The organism is Streptomyces sp. NPDC043680 (assembly GCF_056436685.1).
In genome coordinates, this window is the sequence record NZ_JBWKCE010000009.1 from 141,579 (window position 1) to 161,921 (window position 20,343).

Below are 20,343 nucleotides of genomic sequence, written 5' to 3' on the forward strand. Positions count from 1 at the left end.
GTCCCCGGAGCGTGTGACACGCGCAGGGGATGCCGTGCCGTGCCGGCCCGGCCGCGCGCGAGGATCCGGGGGCCGGCGGGCCCCCGGGTGTGCCGCCCGGGAGTACTCCCGCACACCCCTAGAGGGAGTCGGGGGCCGCCGCGTCGTGGCTGAGGACGAGGACCGCGGCGTCGTCCGTGTGGCCGGTGGAATCGGCCACCTTCATCACCTCGGCGGCGAGTTCGTCGGGATCGGCGCCGGCGCCCTCGCGGACCACCCGGGCCACGCGCTCCAGCCCCACCTCGATCGGGAACGCCGGCCCCTCGACCACCCCGTCGGTGAGCAGGACGATGGAGCCCGCCCGGTCCAGTCGGCGCCGGGTCACCGCGTATCCGGCTCCGGGCATCATGCCCAGCGGCAGGCCGCCGTCGTCCTCGGCGATCCCGTACCGGCCGTCGACGGTGGCCCATACCGTGGGCACGTGGCCGGCCCGGGCGCTTTCGAGCTCCCAGGTCTCCGGGTCGAAGCGGAGCAGGCTGCAGGTGGCGAAGAGTTCGCGTTCCATGGAGAGCAGGACCTCGTTGGCCCGGCTGAGCACCTCGCCGGGGTCGACGACGACCCCGGCGACCGCCCGCAGGCCGACCCTGACCTGCCCCATGAAGGCGGCGGCCTCGACGTCGTGGCCCTGGACGTCGCCGATGGAGAAGGCGAGGGCCCCTTCGGGCAGCCGGAAGCCGTCGTACCAGTCGCCGCCGATGTCCAAGCCGTGCCGGGCGGGCACGTAGCGGGCCGCGGTCCGCAGGCCGGGCAGGGCGGGCAGCGAGCACGGCAGCATCTCGCGCTGCAGCGCCTCGGCCAGTTCCACCCGGGCCTGCTGGAGTTCCGCTCCGGCCCGGGCCTGGGCGGTGAGCCGGCCCAGCGTGCTCAGCAGGTCGTCGGCGCTGGCGGACCGCGGGGTCCGGCGTGGAGCACGACGCGGGGTCATCGACCGCTCCGGCGTACTTCCATGTGGTCTCTGCTCTCGCCTGCTCTCGGCTGCTCTCGGCTCTCGGAGCGCCGTGGACCCGGCTCATCATATTTCCGCCGTTCGGCGGCCGCTACAGATCGCCGTGCGCGGGCGGCGGCTGCCGGGTGAGGGCCCGCGGTCCCGGTCGGCCGACCACAGGGCGTGAGCTATGTTGGAAGACGAGTGACATGAGAGGGAGGCCCACCGGTGTCATCGGGGCAGCAGGCACGCGCACAGGCGGCTGCGATCACGCCGAGCGGGGGTCTGGCGCCCGATCACGAGCGTGCCCCTGCCGACCGGGTCCAGTCCCTGTTCGACGGGCACCGGCTGTCCCCCGGGCAGCGGCGGATCGCCCAGTACCTGATCGACCACCTCACCGAGGCCGCCTTCCTGTCGATCACGGAGCTCGCCGAGCGGGTCGGCGTCAGCCAGCCGTCGGTGACGCGCTTCGCGACCGCGCTCGGCTTCAGCGGCTATCCCGCCCTGCGCGACGCCCTGCAGCCGATGGCGCTGAGCGCCGTCGCGGGCTCTCCCGAGGCCCGTGAGCAGTTCCGCCGCAACGAGCTCCAGGCGGCCGTGGACGCGGAGATCGAGAACCTGGAGAACGTACGCCGGCTGCTGGCCGACACCGACCAGGTGCTGGACATCGGCCGCGAACTGGCCCGCTCCGTGCCGCTCACCGTCCTCGGCCTGCGGATCTCGGTGTCGCTCGCCGAGTACTTCGCCTACGCGGCCCGGCGCATCCACCCCGATGTCCGGCTGGTGACGCGCGGCGGCAGCGTCGCGTACGACGCCCTGCTGCAGTCCCGGGAGGCCGGCGGCACCTGGACGCTGGCCTTCGCGATGCCGCGGCACGCCAAGGAGACCCTTGCGGCCCTGCGTGCGGCCCGCAGCGCCGGCCTGAAGGTCGCACTGATCACCGACACCACCCTGGGGCCCCTGGTGGACGAGGCCGACGTGGCGTTGAGCGCCGGGACCGGGGCGCGGCTGGTGTTCGACTCGTACGCGGCGCCGGGGATGCTTTCCGCGGCCCTGTTGCAGGCGATGGCCGACGCCGATCCCGAGCGGACCCAGGCCCGGCTGGAGGGGTACGAGCAGGTCGCCGACCAGCACGGATTCTTCCTCTGAGAGCGGACACCGCGCCCGCTCCGTCCCGTTTCACCCCGGAATGAGCCGATCCGCTTTCACACCGTGTGAGCGTATGTAATTTTTCATTCTCTTGTTTACTCGACGGTATATATGTTTACTGAGCAGCGCGCCGGATCCACCCGATGCCAAGGAGAGCGACCCCACGCTCTTCCGGACGGATACCCGGACGGGATGCTCCTCCTCACGTCCCGCCCGGGTGTCCGGCCCCGGCTGTCGGATCCACCAGAGCGCTCGCGGCGGCCCCGGTCAACCCCTGGCCCGGGCCGCCGCACCACACGTCTCGATCAGAGTTCGACACCACTCGGAAGCGACGAGAATGCGCCAGACGGCCTCCACCACCCTCAGCCCGGACTGGCCTTGCCAGGTCAAGGCCCCCGGTACCCACGACTGGGAGCGCACGGCCATGCGCTGGCTGCGGGACCTGCTGCCGGCCCGCTACGGCAGCTACTCCACCCTGACCCGCAGCCCCGTCCTCCTGACCCGGCACGCGCAGCTGCAGCTCCAGCACGAGATGCGCGCCGTGCGCGTGGCCCTGGAGACCAGTCGGGCCGAACTGCCCGCCATGGGCGTGGCGGACGTCGTCATCGAGAACTCGATCAGGATGTACGCCGTCGAGCTCCAGCAGCTCGGCCGGCTCGCCCGCGCCGTCCGCCTGGTCGGCGACGCGCTGCGGGTCACCCCGAGTTGACCCTGCGGATCACACCCAGTTGACCTGCGCGCGCTCCAGCAGCGGATCGTCCACGAGCTCCCACAGCGGGACCGCGTAGTTGCCGAAGCCGTACCGGCCCCCGTAGTGCAGGCCGAGGACTCGGTGGTCGAGCAGGTCGAAGACCGGGGAGCCGCTGTTGCCGCCGAGGGTGGAGCAGTCGTGCTTGACGGTCAGCTCCCCGGGGACCAGCCCGGTCGTCGTGCCGGGCTGCAGGCGCTTCACGTTGTAGACGTCCATGAAGATCCGGCGCATGGCCTCCGGTTCGTTGCGGCGGCCGTCCTCCGCCGGGTAGCCGATCACGTAGACCGGGTGGCCCGGCACGTCCGCCGGCGGATCGGCCGCCACCGCGACCGGGCTCGCCGGCTCGAACCCGCCCCGGGCGGTGTCCACGCGCAGCAGGGCCATGTCCACCTCGGGGTGGATGCCGACGACTTCGGTGACGGCGTACTCCAGGGAGCCGTCGCCGGGTACGGCGGCGAACTCCTCGGCCAGGTCCAGGCGGGCGCTCATGCCCTGCCGGAAGGTCCAGCCCGCGCCGTCGCCGCGGCTGAACTCCGCCGCCACATGGCGGTTGGTCATGACGACGTCGGGGCCGACGAGGAAGGCGGTGCCCACCCAGTCCAGGCTGGGATGGCCCGTGACCTCGACGCGGCCCACGCGGGCGATGGACTGGCAGATCCCCTCCCGGTGGCCGTCGAGCACCGCCCAGTCCCCCTGCTGGGAGGGGAAGTCCCGGCCCTGGACGAGGAGGGCGGGGCGGCCTTCGAGGAGGACGATCGCCTCCACCCCGAAGTACTCGTCCTCGTCGATCTCGTCCTCGCGCCCCGCCGCCAGCTTCTCCAGTCCCCTGACCCCGGCGCTCAGCACCCTGGACCGCTCCTGCTGGGCGAAGCGACCGATCTGCCCGGCCGGCGCCCGGTCGGCGGGCAGGTCCTCGGCCGATTCGGGGATCTCCGCGTCCAGGCCCTCGCGGACCCGTTCGGCGACCTCGCGCAGGTCCCCGAAGAGCTGCTCCGGTCCCGTCGCCACGGGTGATCGGCTGCCGCGCATCTCAGGCCTCCTCCCCACCGTTCTGCTCCGTGAGCGCCGACTGCGCCGCCGCGATCTCGGCGCAGACCCCGGGGCTGTGTTCGGCGAGGTGGCGCAGGACGCTGCTCATCTGGGTGCCGACATTGACGAACGCGGTGGTCTTGCCCTGGAAGTTGACGTCCTCGACGCGCCGCGCCCCGCGGTGCAGCGCCACCACCTGCCAGTCGTCGGTGAAGACGGGCGAGCCGGAGGAACCGCCGCGGGTGTCGGTGAAATAGCGGATGTCCTGCTCGTCGGCCTCGTAGACCAGGTTGTTGCGCAGGGCCACCCGCTTGGGCTGACCGCCGGGGTGCTGGATGATGTTGACGGCCACCGGCTGGTCCCGGTTCACGGTCAGCGGCTCGGTCGCGACCCGCAGCGCCGGGCGCGGGGGCTGGGAGGCGGTGAGCCGCAGGACTGCGTAGTCGAGCCGTTCGTCCCAGGCGACCAGGTCGCTGGCGGCCACCTCCTCGGTCTCCGTCCCGTCGGCCCCGTAGTCGAAGCGGGAACGGGAGTTCTGCGCCTGCAGCAGGAGGTCCGCCGGGTCCACGATGCCGCGCTCGGTGGCGCTGCGGGTGCGGGCGTTGACCACGTGGTGGTTGGTGACGAGCAGGTCCGGGGCGATGAGCCAGCCGGTCCCCGCGTGGGGGAAGCCGTTGGGCTGCAGCGGGGCGCCCGCCCGGTACGGGAGGACCTTGATCCGGGCGACCGAGGTGCCCGCGTGGTCACCGCCGCGCAGGAACTCGAAGGGGACCGTGTCGTCCCAGTTGATGATCTCTTCCTTCGTCTCCCCCGCGGGCGGCCCGGCCGGTACGTCGGGCTCTCCGGCCGCCTCCCGCGCCACCTTGTCCAGCGCCTGCTGGAAGCGGGCGAGCGGTCCCGCCTCGGCGGTCTGGGAGATCGCGTTGCGCAGCCAGACGTCCAGCGGCACCGAGCCGTCGACCAGCCGCTCCACGTGGTTCATCTCGTTCAGGTCCGAGCGCACCTGCCTGCCGGGAGCCGCCACGAGCGGCAGCGTGCCCCGGTACCGGGGCAGGATGCCGTCGAGCAGCAGCGGCCGGACCGAGGGGTCGGCCAGTCCGGCCTCCAGGGCGGCGTCGGTCAGGTCGACGATGTCCTCGACGGGGAGGTAGGCGTGTTCGCTCATGGTCGGTCAGGCCGCTCGCGGGCCGTTCCTTTCGGCCGACGGGGGTGGTGCCGTCGTGGGCTGGGCCGGATAGCCCGAGTCCATGGCGGTGGCCACGCCCGAGAGGAGTTCCCCGCTCTGGTCGCGCAGGACGAGCAGCCGCCGGGCGATCCGGTCGAGGCTGCCGCGACTGCGCGCCTCGCGCAGGGCGTGCGCCGGCTCCGGCTGGTGCACCGGCTGGTCGCCGTCGGCGGCGTTCCCCAGGATCTTCCCGACGGTGTGGCGCAGCGCGGGCTGGCGGGACAGCACCCGGCTGATGGACTGCGCGAGCGCGTCGAGGACCCCGTCGTCGGCTTCCGGCAGGCCCACGACCTTCAGGGTGTGGTCGAGCACGGCCGGGTCGCGCCGGGACACCTCGGCGGCCACCGCGCGTACGAGGACCGGCTGCTCGGCCAGTGCCTCGTCGGGCAGCTCCCGCAGGTGCCGGGCGAGGCGCCGGTCGAGCTCGGGGTCGCCTCCGGGTGAGGCGGTCAGCCGGACCCGGGCCAGCATGGCGCCCATGGCGTCGAAGTGCCGGCCGAGGCCGGTCGCGAGGTCCTCCGCCTCGACGAGGTCGCGTGTCGCGGCCTGCACCTCCCCGTCCTCCTGCGCGAGGCGTGCGGACTGGAGCAGCAACTCCAGCTGGGCGTCGACGTTGCCGACCTCCTGTGCCCGGTCCACGGCGTCCTGGGCGGCCTCCCTGGCCTCCGCGCGCCGTCCGCTGCGGGAGAGCGTCTCGACGAGCAGGGGGTACAGCCGGCTGCCCGGGAGCCAGGGGCGGCGTTCGGCGAGCCGGGCGGAGGCCTCGTCGGTGTAGCCCTGGGCGAGCAGGTTCTCCACCTCCTCTGCCACCATCCGCTCCCAGTCCTCCTGGTCGGCGCCGTGCATCGTCCGGTCGGATGCGTGCCCGCCGAGGCGGCCGGTGAGGAAGGCCGCCGAACGGGGGCTCATGTCCTGGTCGGCGTGGTGGAGGTAGCGCTCGACCCCGGGCTCCCAACGTTCCTCCACCGCCCGGGGGTTCTCGTTCAGGCGCAGCCGGTGGTAGATCTCCTCGGCGCGCGCCTCCGGGCCGGTGCGGACCGCGTAGTACGCCACCGCACGCTCTCCGACGCTGCGCATGAGGTCCGTGCGGGCGGTGTCCGACAGGTGCAGCATGATCGCGCGCAGGTCGGGCCGGTGGCGGACGGCTCCCGGTCCGGCCGGCTCCACCAGGTCGAGGCGGGCCAGCCGGCCGAAGAGGCGGCCCGCTTCCTCAATGGAGTCCACGCGCAGGGCGCACGGCTCGGCGAGGACGTCCCTGACCAGTTCGGGGGTGATGGTCCGCAGGGCGAGGGCCGCCTGGGCCAGGGCGCGGAGCTCTCGGTCGGCGATGCGCTTGAGGATGCGGTCGTACAGGATGCCCTGGACCAGCATCTGGTCGACCTTGCGGTAGAAGAACCGGCGCCGGGCGGGCAGGCTCTGGACCAGCTCCGCCAGCGATTCGGCGTCCTCTCCCGCGAGTACGGCCGCCTCCGCGGCGAGTTTCAGGCTGAGGGGGTGGCCGCCGATGCGGTCGGCCAGGTCCCTGGCCACGGATTCGTCCTCGACCCCGCAGGACACCAGGAGGTCGACCGCGTCGTCCGGCCGGAGGTCTTCGAGGGCGATGGAGAGGGGTTCGGCGGTCCGCGCCGGATGGTGCACGGTGGCGCGTCCGGCGACGATGAACCGCAGCCGGGGGTAGGCCTCCTGAAGGGCCGCCCACACGGCCCACATCCGGCCGAGCACGGGGTTGGAGCGGTACTGGGCCTCCTCGAACGAGTCCAACGCGATCACCAGCGGCAGCTCGGCGGCGCCCGCGGTGTCGGCCACCGCCCGTTCGGCCTGTTCGGCGACCCGGCGGGCGAGATCGGCCTCGCGTGCGCGCGCCAGGGTGTGGAAGCGCTCGGCGGCGCTGCGCCCTGCTTCCGAGCGCGTGGTGGAGACCTCGTACAGCTCGTCGATCGTGTTCTGCTCCTCGCGCTGGATCCGCACGGTCTCCTCGCAGGCACGGGCCAGCTCGTCGAAGGCGTCGCGATGGCCGGGGTACTGGATGCCGAGCTGCCGGGCGATGTCGGCGATGAGGGTGGCCGGCTCGTGGACCGAGAGGGTGGGCCGTTCGAAGTCGACGTAGGCGAAGGGGAAGGAGGCCGGGGCCTCGGCGAGGCTGTCGAGGAGGAACTTAGCGATCAGAGTGCTCTTGCCGATGCCGCCCATCCCGTGGATCAGCAGCGGGGGCTGCCGGTCGGCGGTCTGCGGGTTCGGCACGGGCACGCCCGCGTATGCGCGCAGCTGTTCCAGTTCCCCGGCGCGCCCGCAGAAAGTGCCCTCCACCAGCCGTCGGAGCGGTTGCAGCAGCCGCACGCGTTCCAGCAGCCGCTGGACGTGCTCGGGATCGGGGATGCCGGTGGTGTGCGGAATCCGGGAGAGCCAGAGCACGGCCTGGAGGGTGTCGGCGAGTTCGTCGGCGTTCAGCCGGTCCAGGGCCGGCGGCCGGCCGGAGAGGTACGCGAGGGCCGTGCGCTCGGGCCCCGCCCTCTCGGGGAACTGCTCGGGATTGGCCTCCAGGACGCGCCGGGCCGCCTCGGGGCCGGCGAGGCCGTCCAGCGCGGCCTCGCGGACCTCCTGCCGCAGGGCCCAGGTGGGGCGCGGAGCCGCGCTCAGGGTGGTGCAGTCCCGGACGAGTTCCAGGGCGGCCCGGCCGCTGCTCTCCTGCTCGCCGGGCAGCCGCAGCCCGGTCGGGTCGAACCCGCTGAGCAGGCAGGCGGCCTCCCGGTAGGCGCGGCGGGTGTCGGCCACGGCGGGTGGGCGCGCCTCCGCGTCGGCCGACAGTTCCTGACGCAGCCGGGCGGCGAAGTCCTCGCCGTCCGCCAGGTTGCGGTAGGCGTGGACCGCCCGCTCGGCGGCCGTGCAGAGCTTGCGCATGTAACTGTCCTCGCCCGGACCCCGGGCCGCCCGCAGGACCGCGGCGGCGGCCGTGTCGGCCAGGTGTGCGACGGTGTCGGGGGCGGCCGGGGGCGGCAACGAGTCGGTGAAGAACCGACGGAAGAAGGCGTGCAGGTCCTCGCGGTCGACGATCCGTGCCGTGTCGTGGCACGTGTTCTTGATTTCGTGCGGCAGGTGGCCCCTGGTCGGCCCGAAGCCGAGCAGCACCAGCCGGGGCACCGTCTCCTCCCGTACCGGGGTGAAGTCGAAGACGGCCCGGGCCAGCTGGCTGATGCAGTCCCAGACGTCGGAGGTCATGTCGAGCTTGTCGCACTCGTCGAGTACGAACCAGAACTGCTCGTCCGCGGCGGTCGCGCGGCTGACGAGCCGGTAGACCTCGTCTTCGAGCGCGGGCAGTGGATCGTTCAACTGTGCCGGATTCAACGGAAAGATCGGCGCGCGGGGGTCCTCGACGAACTCCGCCAGTCGCCGGACCACCTGTTTGGCGGTCGAGGTGCGCGACAGCGTCACGCGCACCGGGCGGAATCCGCGGTGCTGACCGAGGTGGCGGATCAGGCTGTAGGTGTACGAGCGGCCGCTGTCCGGCTCCCCGTCGACCACGAGCACCGTCTTCTCCGGGTCGGCGAGGAACTCGCGCAGGCTCTTGCGCAGCTCGTCGCGGTCGATGAAGACCTCGGTGCCGTTCCTGAGGACGCCGGCGAGCAAGTGGTCCTGGTCCGAGGCATGCGCCTGCTCGTCCTCCCGCAGCCGGGCGGCGAAGGCCGCCGCTTCCGTCCCCGCGGGCAGGGAGCGGAGTTCATCGAGGTTGGCCAGCGCGTCGAGGAGGAGGCGCTGCTTGGGGATGTCTCGGCGCACGGCGCGGACGAGCGCGACGGCGTTCGGTGCGCTCTTGTTGGTCAGCGGGAGCTCTCCGATGAACTCCCGGGAAAAGCCGGACTGGGCGAGCAGGTCGCGGGGATCGAGAGTGTCGAGGAAGTAGTCCCGCACCCAGGTCGTGACCAGGCACCATTCCGTTTCGGTGAGCGGCATACCGCACCTACCCGGCCGCCCCCAAGGGGCAGCAGACGGACCGATTGCTCCCTGTCATGGTTTCACCCGGGGTGGGGGGCGGCAAGGCGGCGAAAGGGGGCGGGCCGATCGGGGGGCGCTGCACGGCGCGCGGTTGCGCGGCCCCCGTGCCGCGGAAGCATCTGCGAGGCAGCACCAACCCGCCCCCAGGAGGATCCATGCCCGCAGGACTGTCCATCCACGTAGGCCTCAACCGTGTCGACCCCCGCAGGTACGGCGGCTGGGACGGCCAGCTCGTGGCCTGTGAGAACGACGCGCGCGATATGGCGGCCCTGGCCCGCGCAGCCGGTTTCGACGACACGGTGATCCTGACCAAGGACGCCACCGCGGACAACATCACGGCCGCCCTGCGCACGGCCGCCGGAAAACTGAGCAGCGGGGACATCCTGCTGTTCACCTACTCGGGCCACGGGGGCCAGATGCCCGACACCGAGGGTGACGAGCCGGACGAGCTCGACGAGACGCTGGTGTTCTTCGACCGCCAGTTCCTCGACGACGAGCTCCACCGGGAGTTCGCACGGCTCGACGACGGCGTCCGTGTCGTCTCGCTGCTCGACTGCTGTCACAGCGGAAGCGCCATCGAGGCGGTGGAGGCGGCCGACGCGCAGGCCGCCGTCCGGCTGATGCCGGTGGTCGAACAGCAGCAGGACTACGAGCGCAACAAGCAGTTCTTCCGGGAGCTGCAGAGCGAGTTGCGGGGGACGAAGGCGGACGGCGCGGTGCCCGCCGTGCTCATCGCGGCCTGCCAGGACGACCAGGTGGCCTCCGACGGCAGGATCAACGGCCTGTTCACCGAGAAGCTGCTGCGCGTCTGGGACGAGGGGGCGTTCAGCGGCGGTTACGCGGACTTCCACCGCGACATCAAGAAGCACATGCCGGCCACCCAGGTCCCGAACCTCTACACGACGGGCGATCCGGGCGCCGACTTCCTGGGACAGAAGCCCTTCACCATCTGACGCCCCCACGGCAGATCACCGGTTCGGGTTCGGATCGGTCGCCGTCGGCGGCTTGCGGAAAGGACCGGCGGCAGGCAGTGACCTCGGCCGCCGCGCGTCGTTGTACCGGGCGGTCAAGCGAAGTGCACCAGAGGTCCCGGCCCTCCCACACGGGGGCCGGGACTTTCGCACGTCGGTGCCGTGGTCAGGCGGCCTCCCTGGTCTGGAGCGCGGTGGTGAGCCAGGTGAAGACCGGGGCGAGACGGGGTGAGGGCCGCCAGCCTTGATGGCCGCCAGGAGCGCCCAGTAGTGTGCGGCGCGCGGATCGGCGGCGGCCTGCAGCCGGGCCAGCAGCCACCGCCGCAGGTCACCGCCGTCCGCGCGCTCGAAGGCGTGGGCGTACAAGGCGGTCAGGGCGTCGGTGACGGACACGGCCCCGGCCGAGGTGGCCAGGATGCCCGCCGCCCTGGCCTCCTCGATCCGCGCGCACACCGCCTCGGTGAGCTCGCGCTGCAGCCCGGTGGCGTCGCCGTCGGCCCGCTCCGCCGCCTGGTACGCGGCCGCCGTCCGTACGGCGGTGCGGAATGCGGGATCCTGGCAGAGCTCGGCGAGTTCCACCCACGCCTCGACCTGCTCGGTGGTGGGGTCGTCGGGGAGGTCGGGCATGGCCGAGCGCAGCATGCCAGCGAACTCCGGATTGGCGTCGAAGCCTGCGAAGGTGTCGTCGATGAACTCGTGGACGAGTCGGTGCCGTTCGGCCACGGAAAGCCGGGCGAGTCGGTGCATGAGGTGCGTCTCCTGGGGTGAGGCGCCGCGCCTGGCCACGGTCCGCAGCACCGCCCGCCGCAGCCGCAGGGTGCGTATCTGCACGTCCAGGGCGTCGGCGTGGGCTGCCGCGACCTCCGGAAGGGAGGTCTCCCGGTCCAGCACGGCGCGTACGGCCGCCAGGTCGAGACCGAGGTCGCGCAGGATGCGGGCGAGGTCGAGGCGGGCGAGGGCGTCGAGGTCGTAGAGCCGGTAGCCGGCGGCACTGCGGCCGGTCGGCGGCACGATCCCGGCGTCGGAGTAGAACCGGATGGTCTTCACCGTCAGCCCGGTGCGCCGGGCGAGCTCGCCGATCGGGTGGAGCGTGTCGCCGTTCATGTCCCCCACCTTGCCGTCTCCCCTGACGGGAGACTCAAGCCCGTCTGGGAATCCGCTGTTCCTGCTGACAGACTGGGGCAGCTTCGGATGATCACCTCAGGAGGACCCATGACGGATGCACAGCCCCCGCAGGAAGAGTCGGCGGCCGATGCGGCCAAGCGCAAGTTCCGGGAGGCACTGGAGCGCAACGCGCGCACCGCGCAGTCCCAGCAGGCACACCAGAGCCGCGCCAAGATCCAGGGCACCAGCGGCGGCGCGGGCGGCAAGAACAAGAAGACCCGGCGCAAGACCGGCTGAGCAGCGCGCCGGGCCCGGGCGCGGGCCCGGTGCCCGGGTCAGGTGCTCCCCTCAGGGCGTGTCCGGCCCTCGGGGGGCGCCCGGCTTTCGCGGTGGCCCACTGGGCCGGTCGGGTGACACCGGATAACCACCCGCCTCGCCGGCAGTTGATCAGCACGTCCCGCCGGGGGCAGCCACCAGCGTCATCGCGAAGCGAAGGATCTCCACATGTTCAAGAAGTTCATGGCCACCACCGCGGTCACCGCCTCCGTCCTGGGCATCGGTGCCGCGGTAGCCTCCCCGGCGATGGCGATCGGCAACGACAACGGCGTCAACACCGTCAACGGCAACGGTTCCGCGCAGATCTACGGCAACCAGCAGACCAAGGGCGCGATGAGCCCGCAGCTGAGCCTGGTCCAGGGCGCGCTCAACAAGCCCTGCGTCGCCCTGCCGGTGAAGGCCAACGTGCAGTCGCTGGTCGCGGTCCTCGCCAACATCGGCCTCCAGGACGTCAACGCCCTCTCGAACCCGCAGAACCAGCAGTGCGCCGAGAACTCCACGCAGGCCAAGGGCGACGAGTCCCTCTCGCACATCGCCGACAACATCCCGATCCTGTCGGGCAACCTCTCCGCCAACAGCTGATCACCCGACAGCCCGCAGTAGTGTCAGGGCCCGCGCGTGCAGGTGCATGCGCGGGCCCTGCCCGTTGCCCGTACCGGAAATCCTCATGGTCTAGACCTTGACAGGTCCAGACCATCTTCGCTTCAGTGGCCGTGGTTGCCGTCCCCCACACCCCACCACGGCAACTCCCCCCGCTGAAGGAGCAGTTCCGTGATACGTGCATTCCGTCGCCGCGCCCTCGCCCTGGCAGCAGCAGCCGTCACCACCCTCGGCCTCGCCATCGCTCTCCCCACCTCCCCCGCCGCCGCGGCAGCGGCCTGCGCCGGCCCGTGGGCCGCATCCGCCGTCTACACCAACGGCATGAGCGCCTCGTACAGCGGCCACAACTGGCAGGCGAAGTGGTGGACCCAGGGCGAGACGCCCGGCACCACCGGTCAGTGGGGTGTCTGGTCCGACCTCGGCGTCTGCGGCGGCGGCCAGGACCCCGATCCGGGCACCGGCAACCCCTCCGGATTCGTGGTCTCCGAGACCCAGTTCAACCAGATGTTCCCGAACCGCAACCCCTTCTACACCTACAACGGCCTGGTCGCGGCCCTCTCGGCGTACCCGGCCTTCGCCACGACCGGCGATGACACGGTGAAGCGGCGGGAGGCCGCGGCCTTCCTGGCGAACGTCTCGCACGAGACGGGCGGGCTCGTGTACATCGTGGAGCAGAACACGGCCAACTACCCGCACTACTGCGATGCGAGCCGGCCGTACGGCTGCCCTGCGGGACAGGCCGCCTACTACGGCCGCGGCCCGATCCAGCTCAGCTGGAACTTCAACTACAAGGCGGCCGGCGACGCCCTCGGAATCAACCTGCTCGCCAACCCGTACCTGGTGGAGCAGGACCCGGCCGTCGCGATGAAGACCGCGCTCTGGTACTGGAACACGCAGAACGGCCCCGGCACGATGACGGCCCACACCGCCATGGTCAGCGGGGCCGGCTTCGGCGAGACGATCCGCTCCATCAACGGCTCCCTGGAGTGCAACGGCGGCAACCCCGCCCAGGTCCAGAGCCGGATCAACGCCTACCAGAGCTTCACGCAGCTGCTGGGCGTGACCCCGGGCGACCGGCTGGGCTGCTGAGCCGCTGAGCTGCTGACCCGCCGTCACCGCCCGCGCAGCACAGTGGCCAGCTGCGCCCGGGAGCGCACTTCGAGCTTCTGGTAGATCCGGGTCAGTCGGGCCTCGACGGTCTTGACGCTGACGAACAGTTTGGCGGCCGCCTCCTGGTTGCTCGCCCCCTGGGCGACCAGGAGCGCCAGGCGCCGCTCCGCGTCCGTCAAGGCGGTCAGGGCGACGGCTGCGCCCGGCTCTGACGCCTGCTCCCTCCCCTCGCCCGCGAGTTCGGCCCACGGTCTGGCACCGGCATCGGCGAAGGTGGCGGCCGCCGCCAGGAGGGCCGCGCGGGCGGGTGCGCGGCGGCGCCTGCGGCGCTCGACCCGGGCGAGGGCGAGCAGCGTACGACCGCGTTCCAGGGGAAGTTCGAGGGCGGCGAACCGCTGCGCGGTGTCCTCCAGCAGGACCACGGCCTCGTCGGCGGCCCCGTGGGCGGACAGGCACAGGCCGCGCGCCCGGTCGAGGGCGGCCACCACGGAGGTGCGCCCGAGGTCCACGGCGACCCGGTGGACCTCGCCGAGCAGGGCGGCGGCCTCGTCAGGGGCGTCGGCGGCGACCAGCGCCTCGGCCAGCTCCCCGTGCCAGCGCAGGATGGAGGGGTCGACGACCTGCTGGGCCTCCTCCAGTTCGGCGACCCGGCGCAGGGTGGCCACCGCCTTGGCGGCCTCTCCCGTGGCCAGTTCGACCAGGCCGAGCGCGTACAGGCTGCGCGAGAGGAACACCTGGTCGTGCTCCTCCTCGGAGGCCTGGATCCCGCGCCGGGCGTATCCGGCGGCCCGCGCGAAGCTGCCGCCGGCGGACTCGGCCATGGCGGCGACGTACCAGGCGGGGCCGGGTGAGAGACCCGCCTCGATGGTGAGCTCCAGGGCGCTGCGGGCGTGCGCGGACGCGGCGGTGCACCGGCCTCTGCGCAGTTCGACCTCGGTGAGGCTGCGCAGCACCTCGAAGACGTCCTCTGCGGAGCCGGTGCGCCGGACGGCGGGCAGCAGCACCATCAGCTCGCGGCGGGCGGCGGCGAGGCGGTCGTCGAAGAGGGCGTGCCGGACGGCGAGGTACTGCGGCGCGTTGCGCATGCCGAGCGGCACTTCGGGTGCGGGCAGGGCCAGGGCCTCGGCGAGGATGTCCTCGGCGTCCGGGTCCCCGAGGATACGGCCCATGCGGGCCCGTACGGTCAGCGCCATGGCCTCGGCGACCTGGTCGCCGCCCCGGGCGGCGAGCTCGCCGGCCTCGGCCGCGGCGTCGCGGGAGCGGACGGGGTCGCCGTCGCTGAGGTTGTACTTGGTGGCGATCCGCAGCTGTACGGCCGCCTGGAGGGCGGGGTCGCCCTCCGCGTCGGCCATGGCGTACGCGAAGGTCTCGTCAAGGGCGGCGAGCGCCTGGCCTGCGGCGTCGATCACGGCGAGCCGGGCCCGTACGCGGTCGGCCGGCGAGGCGTCGCGGGCCAGTACGGCCCGGGTGGCCCGGCGGGCGAGGTCGGCCCGGCCGGCCCAGCCGGCGTCCTCGGCGGCGGCGACGAGCCGGGCCAGTTCCTCTCCGGCCCGGTCGGAGGGGGTGCGTTCGGCCGCGAGCAGGCCGAGTTCGGCGGCCAACGCCCGCTGACCGCGTCTCCTGCAGGCCGCGGCGGCCTCGGTGATCTCGGCGGCGAGCCATTCGTCGGGGGTGTCGACGGCCAGTGCGCGGTGGCGTACGGCCTGGACGGGGTCGTCGACGGCGTCGGCCAGCGCGGCGTGCCCGGCGGCGCGTTCGGGCCAGCCCGCGTCGGCGGCCAGGGCCATGGGCAGGGCACCCGCGGTGAAGGAGACCGCTCCGTCCTCCCCCACGGTGACGAGCGCGGCCCGCTCCGCCTGGGCGAGCTCGGCCTCGGCGTCGGGACGCCCGGCCCGGCGCAGCAGGGCGGTGGTCGGGCGCGCGGCGAGGGCGGCGAGCAACAGGGTGCGGCGGGCCTGGGCGGGGGCTTCGGCCAGCAGCCGGCGGGCCACCTCGCGGGCCTGCCCGGACAGCGGCAGGGTGTCCGCGTGGTGCGCGCTGCCCTCGCGGGCCCCGGCGGCTTCGGCGAGGGAGTGGCCGAGGGCGAGGGCGAGCCGGGGGTTTCCGCCGCTGGCCTGGTGGATGCGGCCGGCGATGCGGGCCGGCAGGCCGTGGCGGACGAGCAGTTCGGCCACTTCGTCGGCGCCGAGCGGGGGCACGCGTATCGCCGGGGTGCCGGGGCCGCAGAGGGGTTCGGCGACCGGGGCGCCGCCCTGGACGCATTCCGCCACGAGGACCCGGACGCCGGGCGGGGTCAACCGGAGGGCGAACCGGAGCAGATCGGCGCTTTCCGCGTCGAGCCACTGGGCGTTGTCGAGGACGAGCAGGACGGGGCGGCGGGCGGCGAGGGCGCGCAGCACCTCGACGACGGCGAGGCGCAGCGCCACGTGGTCGCGGCCGGCCCGGGGGGCGTCGGTCTCGCGGCGCAGGAGGGCGATCGCCGTGCGCTGGGGCCCGGAGAGGTGTTCCAGTACGGCGCAGGGGACGGAGGCGAGGAGGGCTGCGGCGGAGGCCTCGGGTATCCACTGGTCCGCGGCCTCGGGGGCGAGGCGGAGCACCGTCTCGTGGCGGTTTTCGGCCGCGGCCGCGACGGCGCGGACCACCTCCGTCTTGCCCGCGCCGGCGGGACCGGTGAGCAGCGCACGGCCGTGCGCGGTCAATGCCCGGTCGACCGCCTTGATCAGTTCACCGTGTCCGACGGTCGTGTCAGCGTGCCCCGTCGCCGCCACCACGCACAGCCACCAGCCTCTCGGTCCCCACGTCTGTGCCCTACCTGTGAGAGGCGACAATACGAGGTCGGATGCCGGGTGGAACCGGATTGTGACGCAGAATTCAGTCAGCTGTCGGGAAAGCGCTGCGGACCTGCCGATACGCGGTGTATCAGCAGGTCCGCAGGGTTCGAAAGGTCCGTACTATCGGCCCCTCGGAAGAAACTCAGAAGCCGAGGCTCCAGGAGTCGATGAAGCCGGTGTCGCCGCCGGCGTTGTCGTTGACGCGGAGCTTCCAGGTGCCGTTGGCGACCTCCGAGGAGGCGTTCACGGTGTACTGCTGGTTGATGTTGTCGGTGCTGCCGCCGGCCCGGTTGTGCAGGGTGTAGACGGAGCCGTCCGGGGCCACCAGGTCGACCTTCAGGTCACCGATGTAGGTGTGCACGATGTTCACGTTGACCGCGAGGGCGGCCGGGGCGTTGCCGGCCACTCCGCTGACGGTGATCTGGCTCTCCACGGTCGTGTTGTCGAGGATGGACACGTTCGTGGTGTTCTCGAAGCCCGTGGAGGGGGTGGAGGTCACCGCGTTCACGGTCGCGGCCGCGTCGGCGAGACCGGCGCCGCAGCCACCGGTGCAGGTGCCGGCCAGGGTGCGGGCGTTGGCCTTGATCGCGGACTCGATCTGGGCCGGGGTCAGCGAGGAGTTCGCGGACTTCAGCAGCGCGGCGAGGCCCGCGATGTGCGGGGCGGCCATGCTGGTGCCCTGGTAGGGCTTGTAGATCTCCGAGCCCGGGGTGGTGGTGCCGGAGTTCAGCGTGGAGAGGATGCCGTTCTCGGGGGTGGTGACGGTGCCGGGCGTGTCGGTGGCGCGGCGGGTCTCACCGCCCGGGGCGGCGACGTCGACCTTGGTGCCGTAGTTCGAGTAGAACGAGCGGTCGCCGGTGCGGTTGGTCGCGGCCACGGTGATCACGTTGTTGCAGCTCGCGGGGGTGAAGCCGGCCGCGTCCGCGTTGCTGTTGCCGGCGGCGACGACGACGGTCGTACCGCGGCCGACGGCGGCGTTGATCGCGTTCTGGTAGCTGCTGGAGCAGGTGCCCGAGCCGCCCAGGCTCATGTTGATCACCTTGGCGGGGGTGGCGTTCGCCGGGATGCCCGCGACGGAGCCGCCGGAGGCCCAGGTGATGGCGTCGACGATGTCCGAGGTGGCGCCGCCGCACTTGCCGAGGACGCGGACGGGCTGGATCTTCGCGTTGTACGCGATGCCCGCGACACCCTTGGCGTTGCCCGTGGCCGCGGCGATGGTGCCCGCGACGTGGGTGCCGTGCCAGGAGGAGCCGCTGGCCGTGGAGCCGGTGCCGCACTCGCCCGCACCGCTCCAGTCACCCTGGTCGGCGGGGTTGCTGTCGCGGCCGTTGCCGTCACGGGCGGCGGTGGAGTCCGAGATGAAGTCGTAGCCGGCCACGATGTTCGGGGCCACGTCGGAGTGGGTCACGTAGCCGGTGTCGATGACGGCGACGGTGACGCCGGAGCCGGTGCTCTTGTCCCAGGCTGCCGGAACGTTCATGCCGGCGGTGGGCTCGAAGAGGTCCCACTGCTTGGCGTACTCGGTGTCGTCGGGGGTGGCCATGGCGTACGCGCGGGAGTCCGGCTCGACGTAGGCGACGTCCGGGTCGGCACGGAACTGGTCCATCACCTTGGCCGCGTCGGCCGGAGCGGCGGCGCCGCCGAGGTTGACCAGTGCGGCACCGGTGCCGAGACGGCGGTCGAACTTCGCGTTCTTGCCGGCCTTCTTGCCCTTGGCGGCGGCGTCGTCGGCGGCGGCCGTGTTGGAGCTGGCCTCGGCGGCGGAGGACTTGTATCCGACGATCAGCTTCTCGACCGGAGCGGGCGCGGTGGGCGCGGCCGGGGCCGGGAGGGCCGAAGCGGCGGCGGGGGCGGGCTCGGCGGCGCTGACGGCGACGGCGGCGGTGGCGGAGCCGGCCAGCAGGGTGACGGACATCGCCACCACGGATATGAGCCTGCGTCTCGATGCGTGCACTGTGTTCCCTTTCGCGGGCCGGGTCCGGGCAGGCCGACACGGCCGGTTGGAGCTGTGTGGGAGGTGACCGGCGGCTACGGAGGCCGGGGACGGGGTGGTCAAACCCGTCCCGGCCGCCGCCGCTCGCCGCGTCGTCCCGGCCGCTTCGGCGGGGCAGGGACAACGGCGGTGCAGGCGCTCCCCCCGGCCTGACGGCTTCGCACCATGTGGGGTTGGGGCGGGGGCCGTTCGGGGCGGAAAGATCGCCGGTGGGCAGACAGTAGGCAACGCGGGGATGAACCCGATACGGGGAAAACCCTTGTCGCCCCCCTCGCGCCCCTCTTACCTCCCCCTTACACCTGCTGGTGCCGACCCTAACTGGCCTCTTCAGCGGCCCTGCGGGCGGGGGTGGAGGCTGCGGAAGTACGTCCAGGTGGTCTCGTTCGGCTCCGTCCACTCCTGCGGTGCGTGCGCGAACTCGGGGTGGTGCGCCGCGATGCGGGCGCGGGTGCGCTCGGGGACCTCGGCGTAGGAGCCGAGCTTGCGGCCGCGGCAGTGGAAGGTGAGGCCGCCCGGCCGTGCGCCCTGCTCCATCCAGGGCAGCCACGGGGACATCCGCGTCCACGACATGGTGCAGGGGACGCTGGGCGCGTCGGTGGTCAGCACCGTACGCGGCGCGAAGAACTGGAACAGCTCCAGGGCCCGGTAGGTGTCGTCGGCGGAGTTCAGCGGGTAGTCGGCGACCGGGAGCGGTGAGGGGTACGCGAGCGGGATCTCCAGGCTGAAGCAGACCTGGTCACCGAGCTCGGTCAGGGGGACGGGGAAGGGCCGCAGCCTCTGGTTGGCCGGGTCGTTCCAGACGTGGACCACCGGCTTGTCCTGCCAGGTGTCCAGGATCTCCCGGGTGTGCGGGTCCAGGTAGAAGGCGGCTTCGCGGGTCAGGAGACGGAAGCCGCCGGTCTGCTCGTCCTCGGTCAGGCGGGCCACGTTGAGGCCTTCGAAGCCCAGGATCCTTTCGTAGGGCCGCTCCGGGGCCCAGGCGTGGATGTCCCCGGTCCACCAGAAGGTCACCTCGGCGCCGTCGAGCGAGGCTCGGGTGCGGGCGAGGGCGTACAGGAGCTCGGCGGGTGTCATGCCGGGTACTGTGCGCGAGCGCCCTCCGGCCGGGCAAGGAGGCACGGCACGCCCCGGCATGGCCGAAACACCGCGGTCCGGCACGGCCTGGGCACGGCCCCGGCACGCTCCGGGCAGGGCGCCGGCGAGGGGCCGCCGCCCGGGCCGGCGCGGCCCCGGCCGACATGGGGGACGCCAGGTTGACGCTGCGACGGGCACCGGCGACCGTGACCCGCATGGGGAATGAACGCCGCCTGCTCACCCTGCTCGTCTGCCTGGTCCTGGGCACCGGGCTGACTGCCGCCGCCCTCGGGGCCTCGCGGGCGCCGGGCGGGGTCGGATCCCCCCGTTCCGGCGTCCACGCCGAGGACTTCGTGGACATAAGGGACGTACCGCCCGGCCCCGGCGATCCCCGGCCGAGCGGCGCCGACGCCTCGGCCGGCCGCGTGACGGTGGACTGCGGACGCAACGAGGAGGGCCACTACAACGAGGACAACCTGGTGGTCTCCCCCGGGCTGCGCTCCGGCGCCCACCACACCCACGGCTACGTGGGGAACCTGTCGACGGACGCGTCGTCGACGGACGCCTCCTTGGCCACCGCCGCGACCAGCTGCCGCGGCGGCGACCGCTCCACGTACTACTGGCCGGTCCTGCGCCACCCGGACCAGCCGGGCGCCGGCCCCCACGAGCATGCCGCGGGGCACGGCAACTCGGGCCGGATCGTGCCCGAGTCGGCGGTGTCCGTGGAGTTCCGCGGCAGCCCGGTCAGCAAGGTCGTGGCGATGCCGCGCTTCCTGCGGGCGGTGACCGGCGACGCGGTGGCGTACACCGCGGGCAGTTCGGCGGGGGTTCGCGCCCGCTGGGGCTGCTCCGGCTCACCCGACCGGTACACCACCAGCTATCCGCGCTGCCCCGCGGGCGACCGCCTCACCCGTACGCTCGTCTTCCCGAGCTGCTGGAACGGCCTGGACACCGCGAGCCCGGACCACCGCGCGCACCTCGTCTTCCCCGCGGCGGGCGGCGCCTGCCCGCAGGGCACCTTCCCCGTACCGCAGCTGCGCATCTCGCTCGCGTACGAGGTGCCGCCCGGCGCGCCGGTCGCCGTCGACTCCTTCCCGGAGCAGCGGCACAGCCCGCGGACGGACCACGCGATGTTCGTGAACGCCATGACGGACGGACAGATGGCCGCTCTCGTCGACTGCCTCAACGAGGGCCGCCTCTGTCGCACCTGAGTGAT

Annotated in this window: 14 protein-coding genes and 1 pseudogene; 7 read left to right on the top strand and 8 right to left on the bottom strand. The window is 72.9% G+C overall.

The annotated features are described in order from the left end of the window. Positions 1-118: 118 nt before the first annotated feature. Positions 119-964: a PP2C family protein-serine/threonine phosphatase gene (locus tag AC0666_RS20140; RefSeq protein WP_468964761.1), complete on the bottom strand. Its 846-nt coding sequence runs from the start codon at positions 962-964 to the stop codon at positions 119-121. A 228-nt stretch (positions 965-1,192) separates the two neighbouring features. Between AC0666_RS20140 and AC0666_RS20145 the strand changes: the two genes are divergently transcribed. After that, on the top strand, positions 1,193-2,113 hold the full coding sequence (locus AC0666_RS20145) for a MurR/RpiR family transcriptional regulator (protein WP_468964759.1): 921 nt from the start codon (positions 1,193-1,195) through the stop codon (positions 2,111-2,113). Between the two features lie 337 nt (positions 2,114-2,450). Beyond that, the gene (locus AC0666_RS20150) at positions 2,451-2,822 is read left to right on the top strand and encodes a hypothetical protein (RefSeq protein WP_468579912.1); all 372 of its coding nucleotides are present in this window, start codon (positions 2,451-2,453) and stop codon (positions 2,820-2,822) included. A 9-nt stretch (positions 2,823-2,831) separates the two neighbouring features. On the opposite strand, the gene AC0666_RS20155 is transcribed toward AC0666_RS20150, so the two are convergent. From AC0666_RS20155 to AC0666_RS20165, 3 genes are read right to left on the bottom strand one after another with little or no spacing between them, the layout of a single operon-like run. Then, positions 2,832-3,893 (bottom strand): trypsin-like serine peptidase, encoded by a 1,062-nt coding sequence (locus AC0666_RS20155; protein WP_478708054.1) that lies wholly within the window; start codon positions 3,891-3,893, stop codon positions 2,832-2,834. Between the two features lies 1 nt (position 3,894). Continuing rightward, positions 3,895-5,058, bottom strand: a complete 1,164-nt coding sequence (locus AC0666_RS20160; RefSeq protein ID WP_478708055.1) for a trypsin-like peptidase domain-containing protein — start codon at positions 5,056-5,058, stop codon at positions 3,895-3,897. 6 nt (positions 5,059-5,064) lie between these two features. Then, complete coding sequence (locus tag AC0666_RS20165; RefSeq protein ID WP_478708056.1) at positions 5,065-9,066, bottom strand: AAA family ATPase; 4,002 nt, start codon at positions 9,064-9,066, stop codon at positions 5,065-5,067. Between the two features lie 197 nt (positions 9,067-9,263). Here AC0666_RS20165 and AC0666_RS20170 point away from each other — a divergent pair, with 197 nt between their 5' ends. After that, positions 9,264-10,061 carry a caspase family protein gene (locus tag AC0666_RS20170; protein WP_468964754.1) on the top strand — a complete coding sequence of 266 codons (798 nt, stop codon included), beginning with the start codon at positions 9,264-9,266 and terminating at the stop codon, positions 10,059-10,061. A gap of 184 nt (positions 10,062-10,245) precedes the next feature. On the opposite strand, the pseudogene AC0666_RS20175 reads toward AC0666_RS20170, so the two are convergent. Then, positions 10,246-11,183, bottom strand: a pseudogene (locus AC0666_RS20175) (helix-turn-helix domain-containing protein). A gap of 108 nt (positions 11,184-11,291) precedes the next feature. Between AC0666_RS20175 and AC0666_RS20180 the strand changes: the two are divergent. The 3 genes from AC0666_RS20180 (at position 11,292) to AC0666_RS20190 (ending at position 13,208) form a co-directional block, all read left to right on the top strand. Continuing rightward, the gene (locus AC0666_RS20180) at positions 11,292-11,480 is read left to right on the top strand and encodes a DUF5302 domain-containing protein (RefSeq protein WP_356853550.1); all 189 of its coding nucleotides are present in this window, start codon (positions 11,292-11,294) and stop codon (positions 11,478-11,480) included. A gap of 207 nt (positions 11,481-11,687) precedes the next feature. Further along, positions 11,688-12,101 (top strand): rodlin, encoded by a 414-nt coding sequence (locus tag AC0666_RS20185; protein WP_468964752.1) that lies wholly within the window; start codon positions 11,688-11,690, stop codon positions 12,099-12,101. Positions 12,102-12,290: 189 nt separating this feature from the next. Beyond that, a complete protein-coding gene (locus AC0666_RS20190) occupies positions 12,291-13,208 on the top strand; it encodes a glycoside hydrolase family 19 protein (RefSeq protein WP_468964750.1) in 918 nt (305 codons plus the stop codon). Between the two features lie 23 nt (positions 13,209-13,231). Here the strand turns inward: AC0666_RS20190 and AC0666_RS20195 are convergent, their stop codons facing one another. From AC0666_RS20195 to AC0666_RS20205, 3 genes are all read right to left on the bottom strand, one after another. Next, positions 13,232-16,000 (bottom strand): helix-turn-helix transcriptional regulator, encoded by a 2,769-nt coding sequence (locus AC0666_RS20195; protein WP_468964748.1) that lies wholly within the window; start codon positions 15,998-16,000, stop codon positions 13,232-13,234. Between the two features lie 202 nt (positions 16,001-16,202). Next, positions 16,203-17,975, bottom strand: coding sequence for a S8 family peptidase (locus AC0666_RS20200; protein WP_468965420.1), 1,773 nt, complete (start codon positions 17,973-17,975; stop codon positions 16,203-16,205). 405 nt (positions 17,976-18,380) lie between these two features. After that, a complete protein-coding gene (locus tag AC0666_RS20205; protein ID WP_468964746.1) occupies positions 18,381-19,127 on the bottom strand; it encodes a DUF1838 family protein in 747 nt (248 codons plus the stop codon). Between the two features lie 215 nt (positions 19,128-19,342). On the opposite strand from AC0666_RS20205, the gene AC0666_RS20210 reads away from it, so the two are divergent. After that, the gene (locus tag AC0666_RS20210; RefSeq protein ID WP_468964744.1) at positions 19,343-20,338 is read left to right on the top strand and encodes a DUF1996 domain-containing protein; all 996 of its coding nucleotides are present in this window, start codon (positions 19,343-19,345) and stop codon (positions 20,336-20,338) included. Positions 20,339-20,343: the final 5 nt, after the last annotated feature.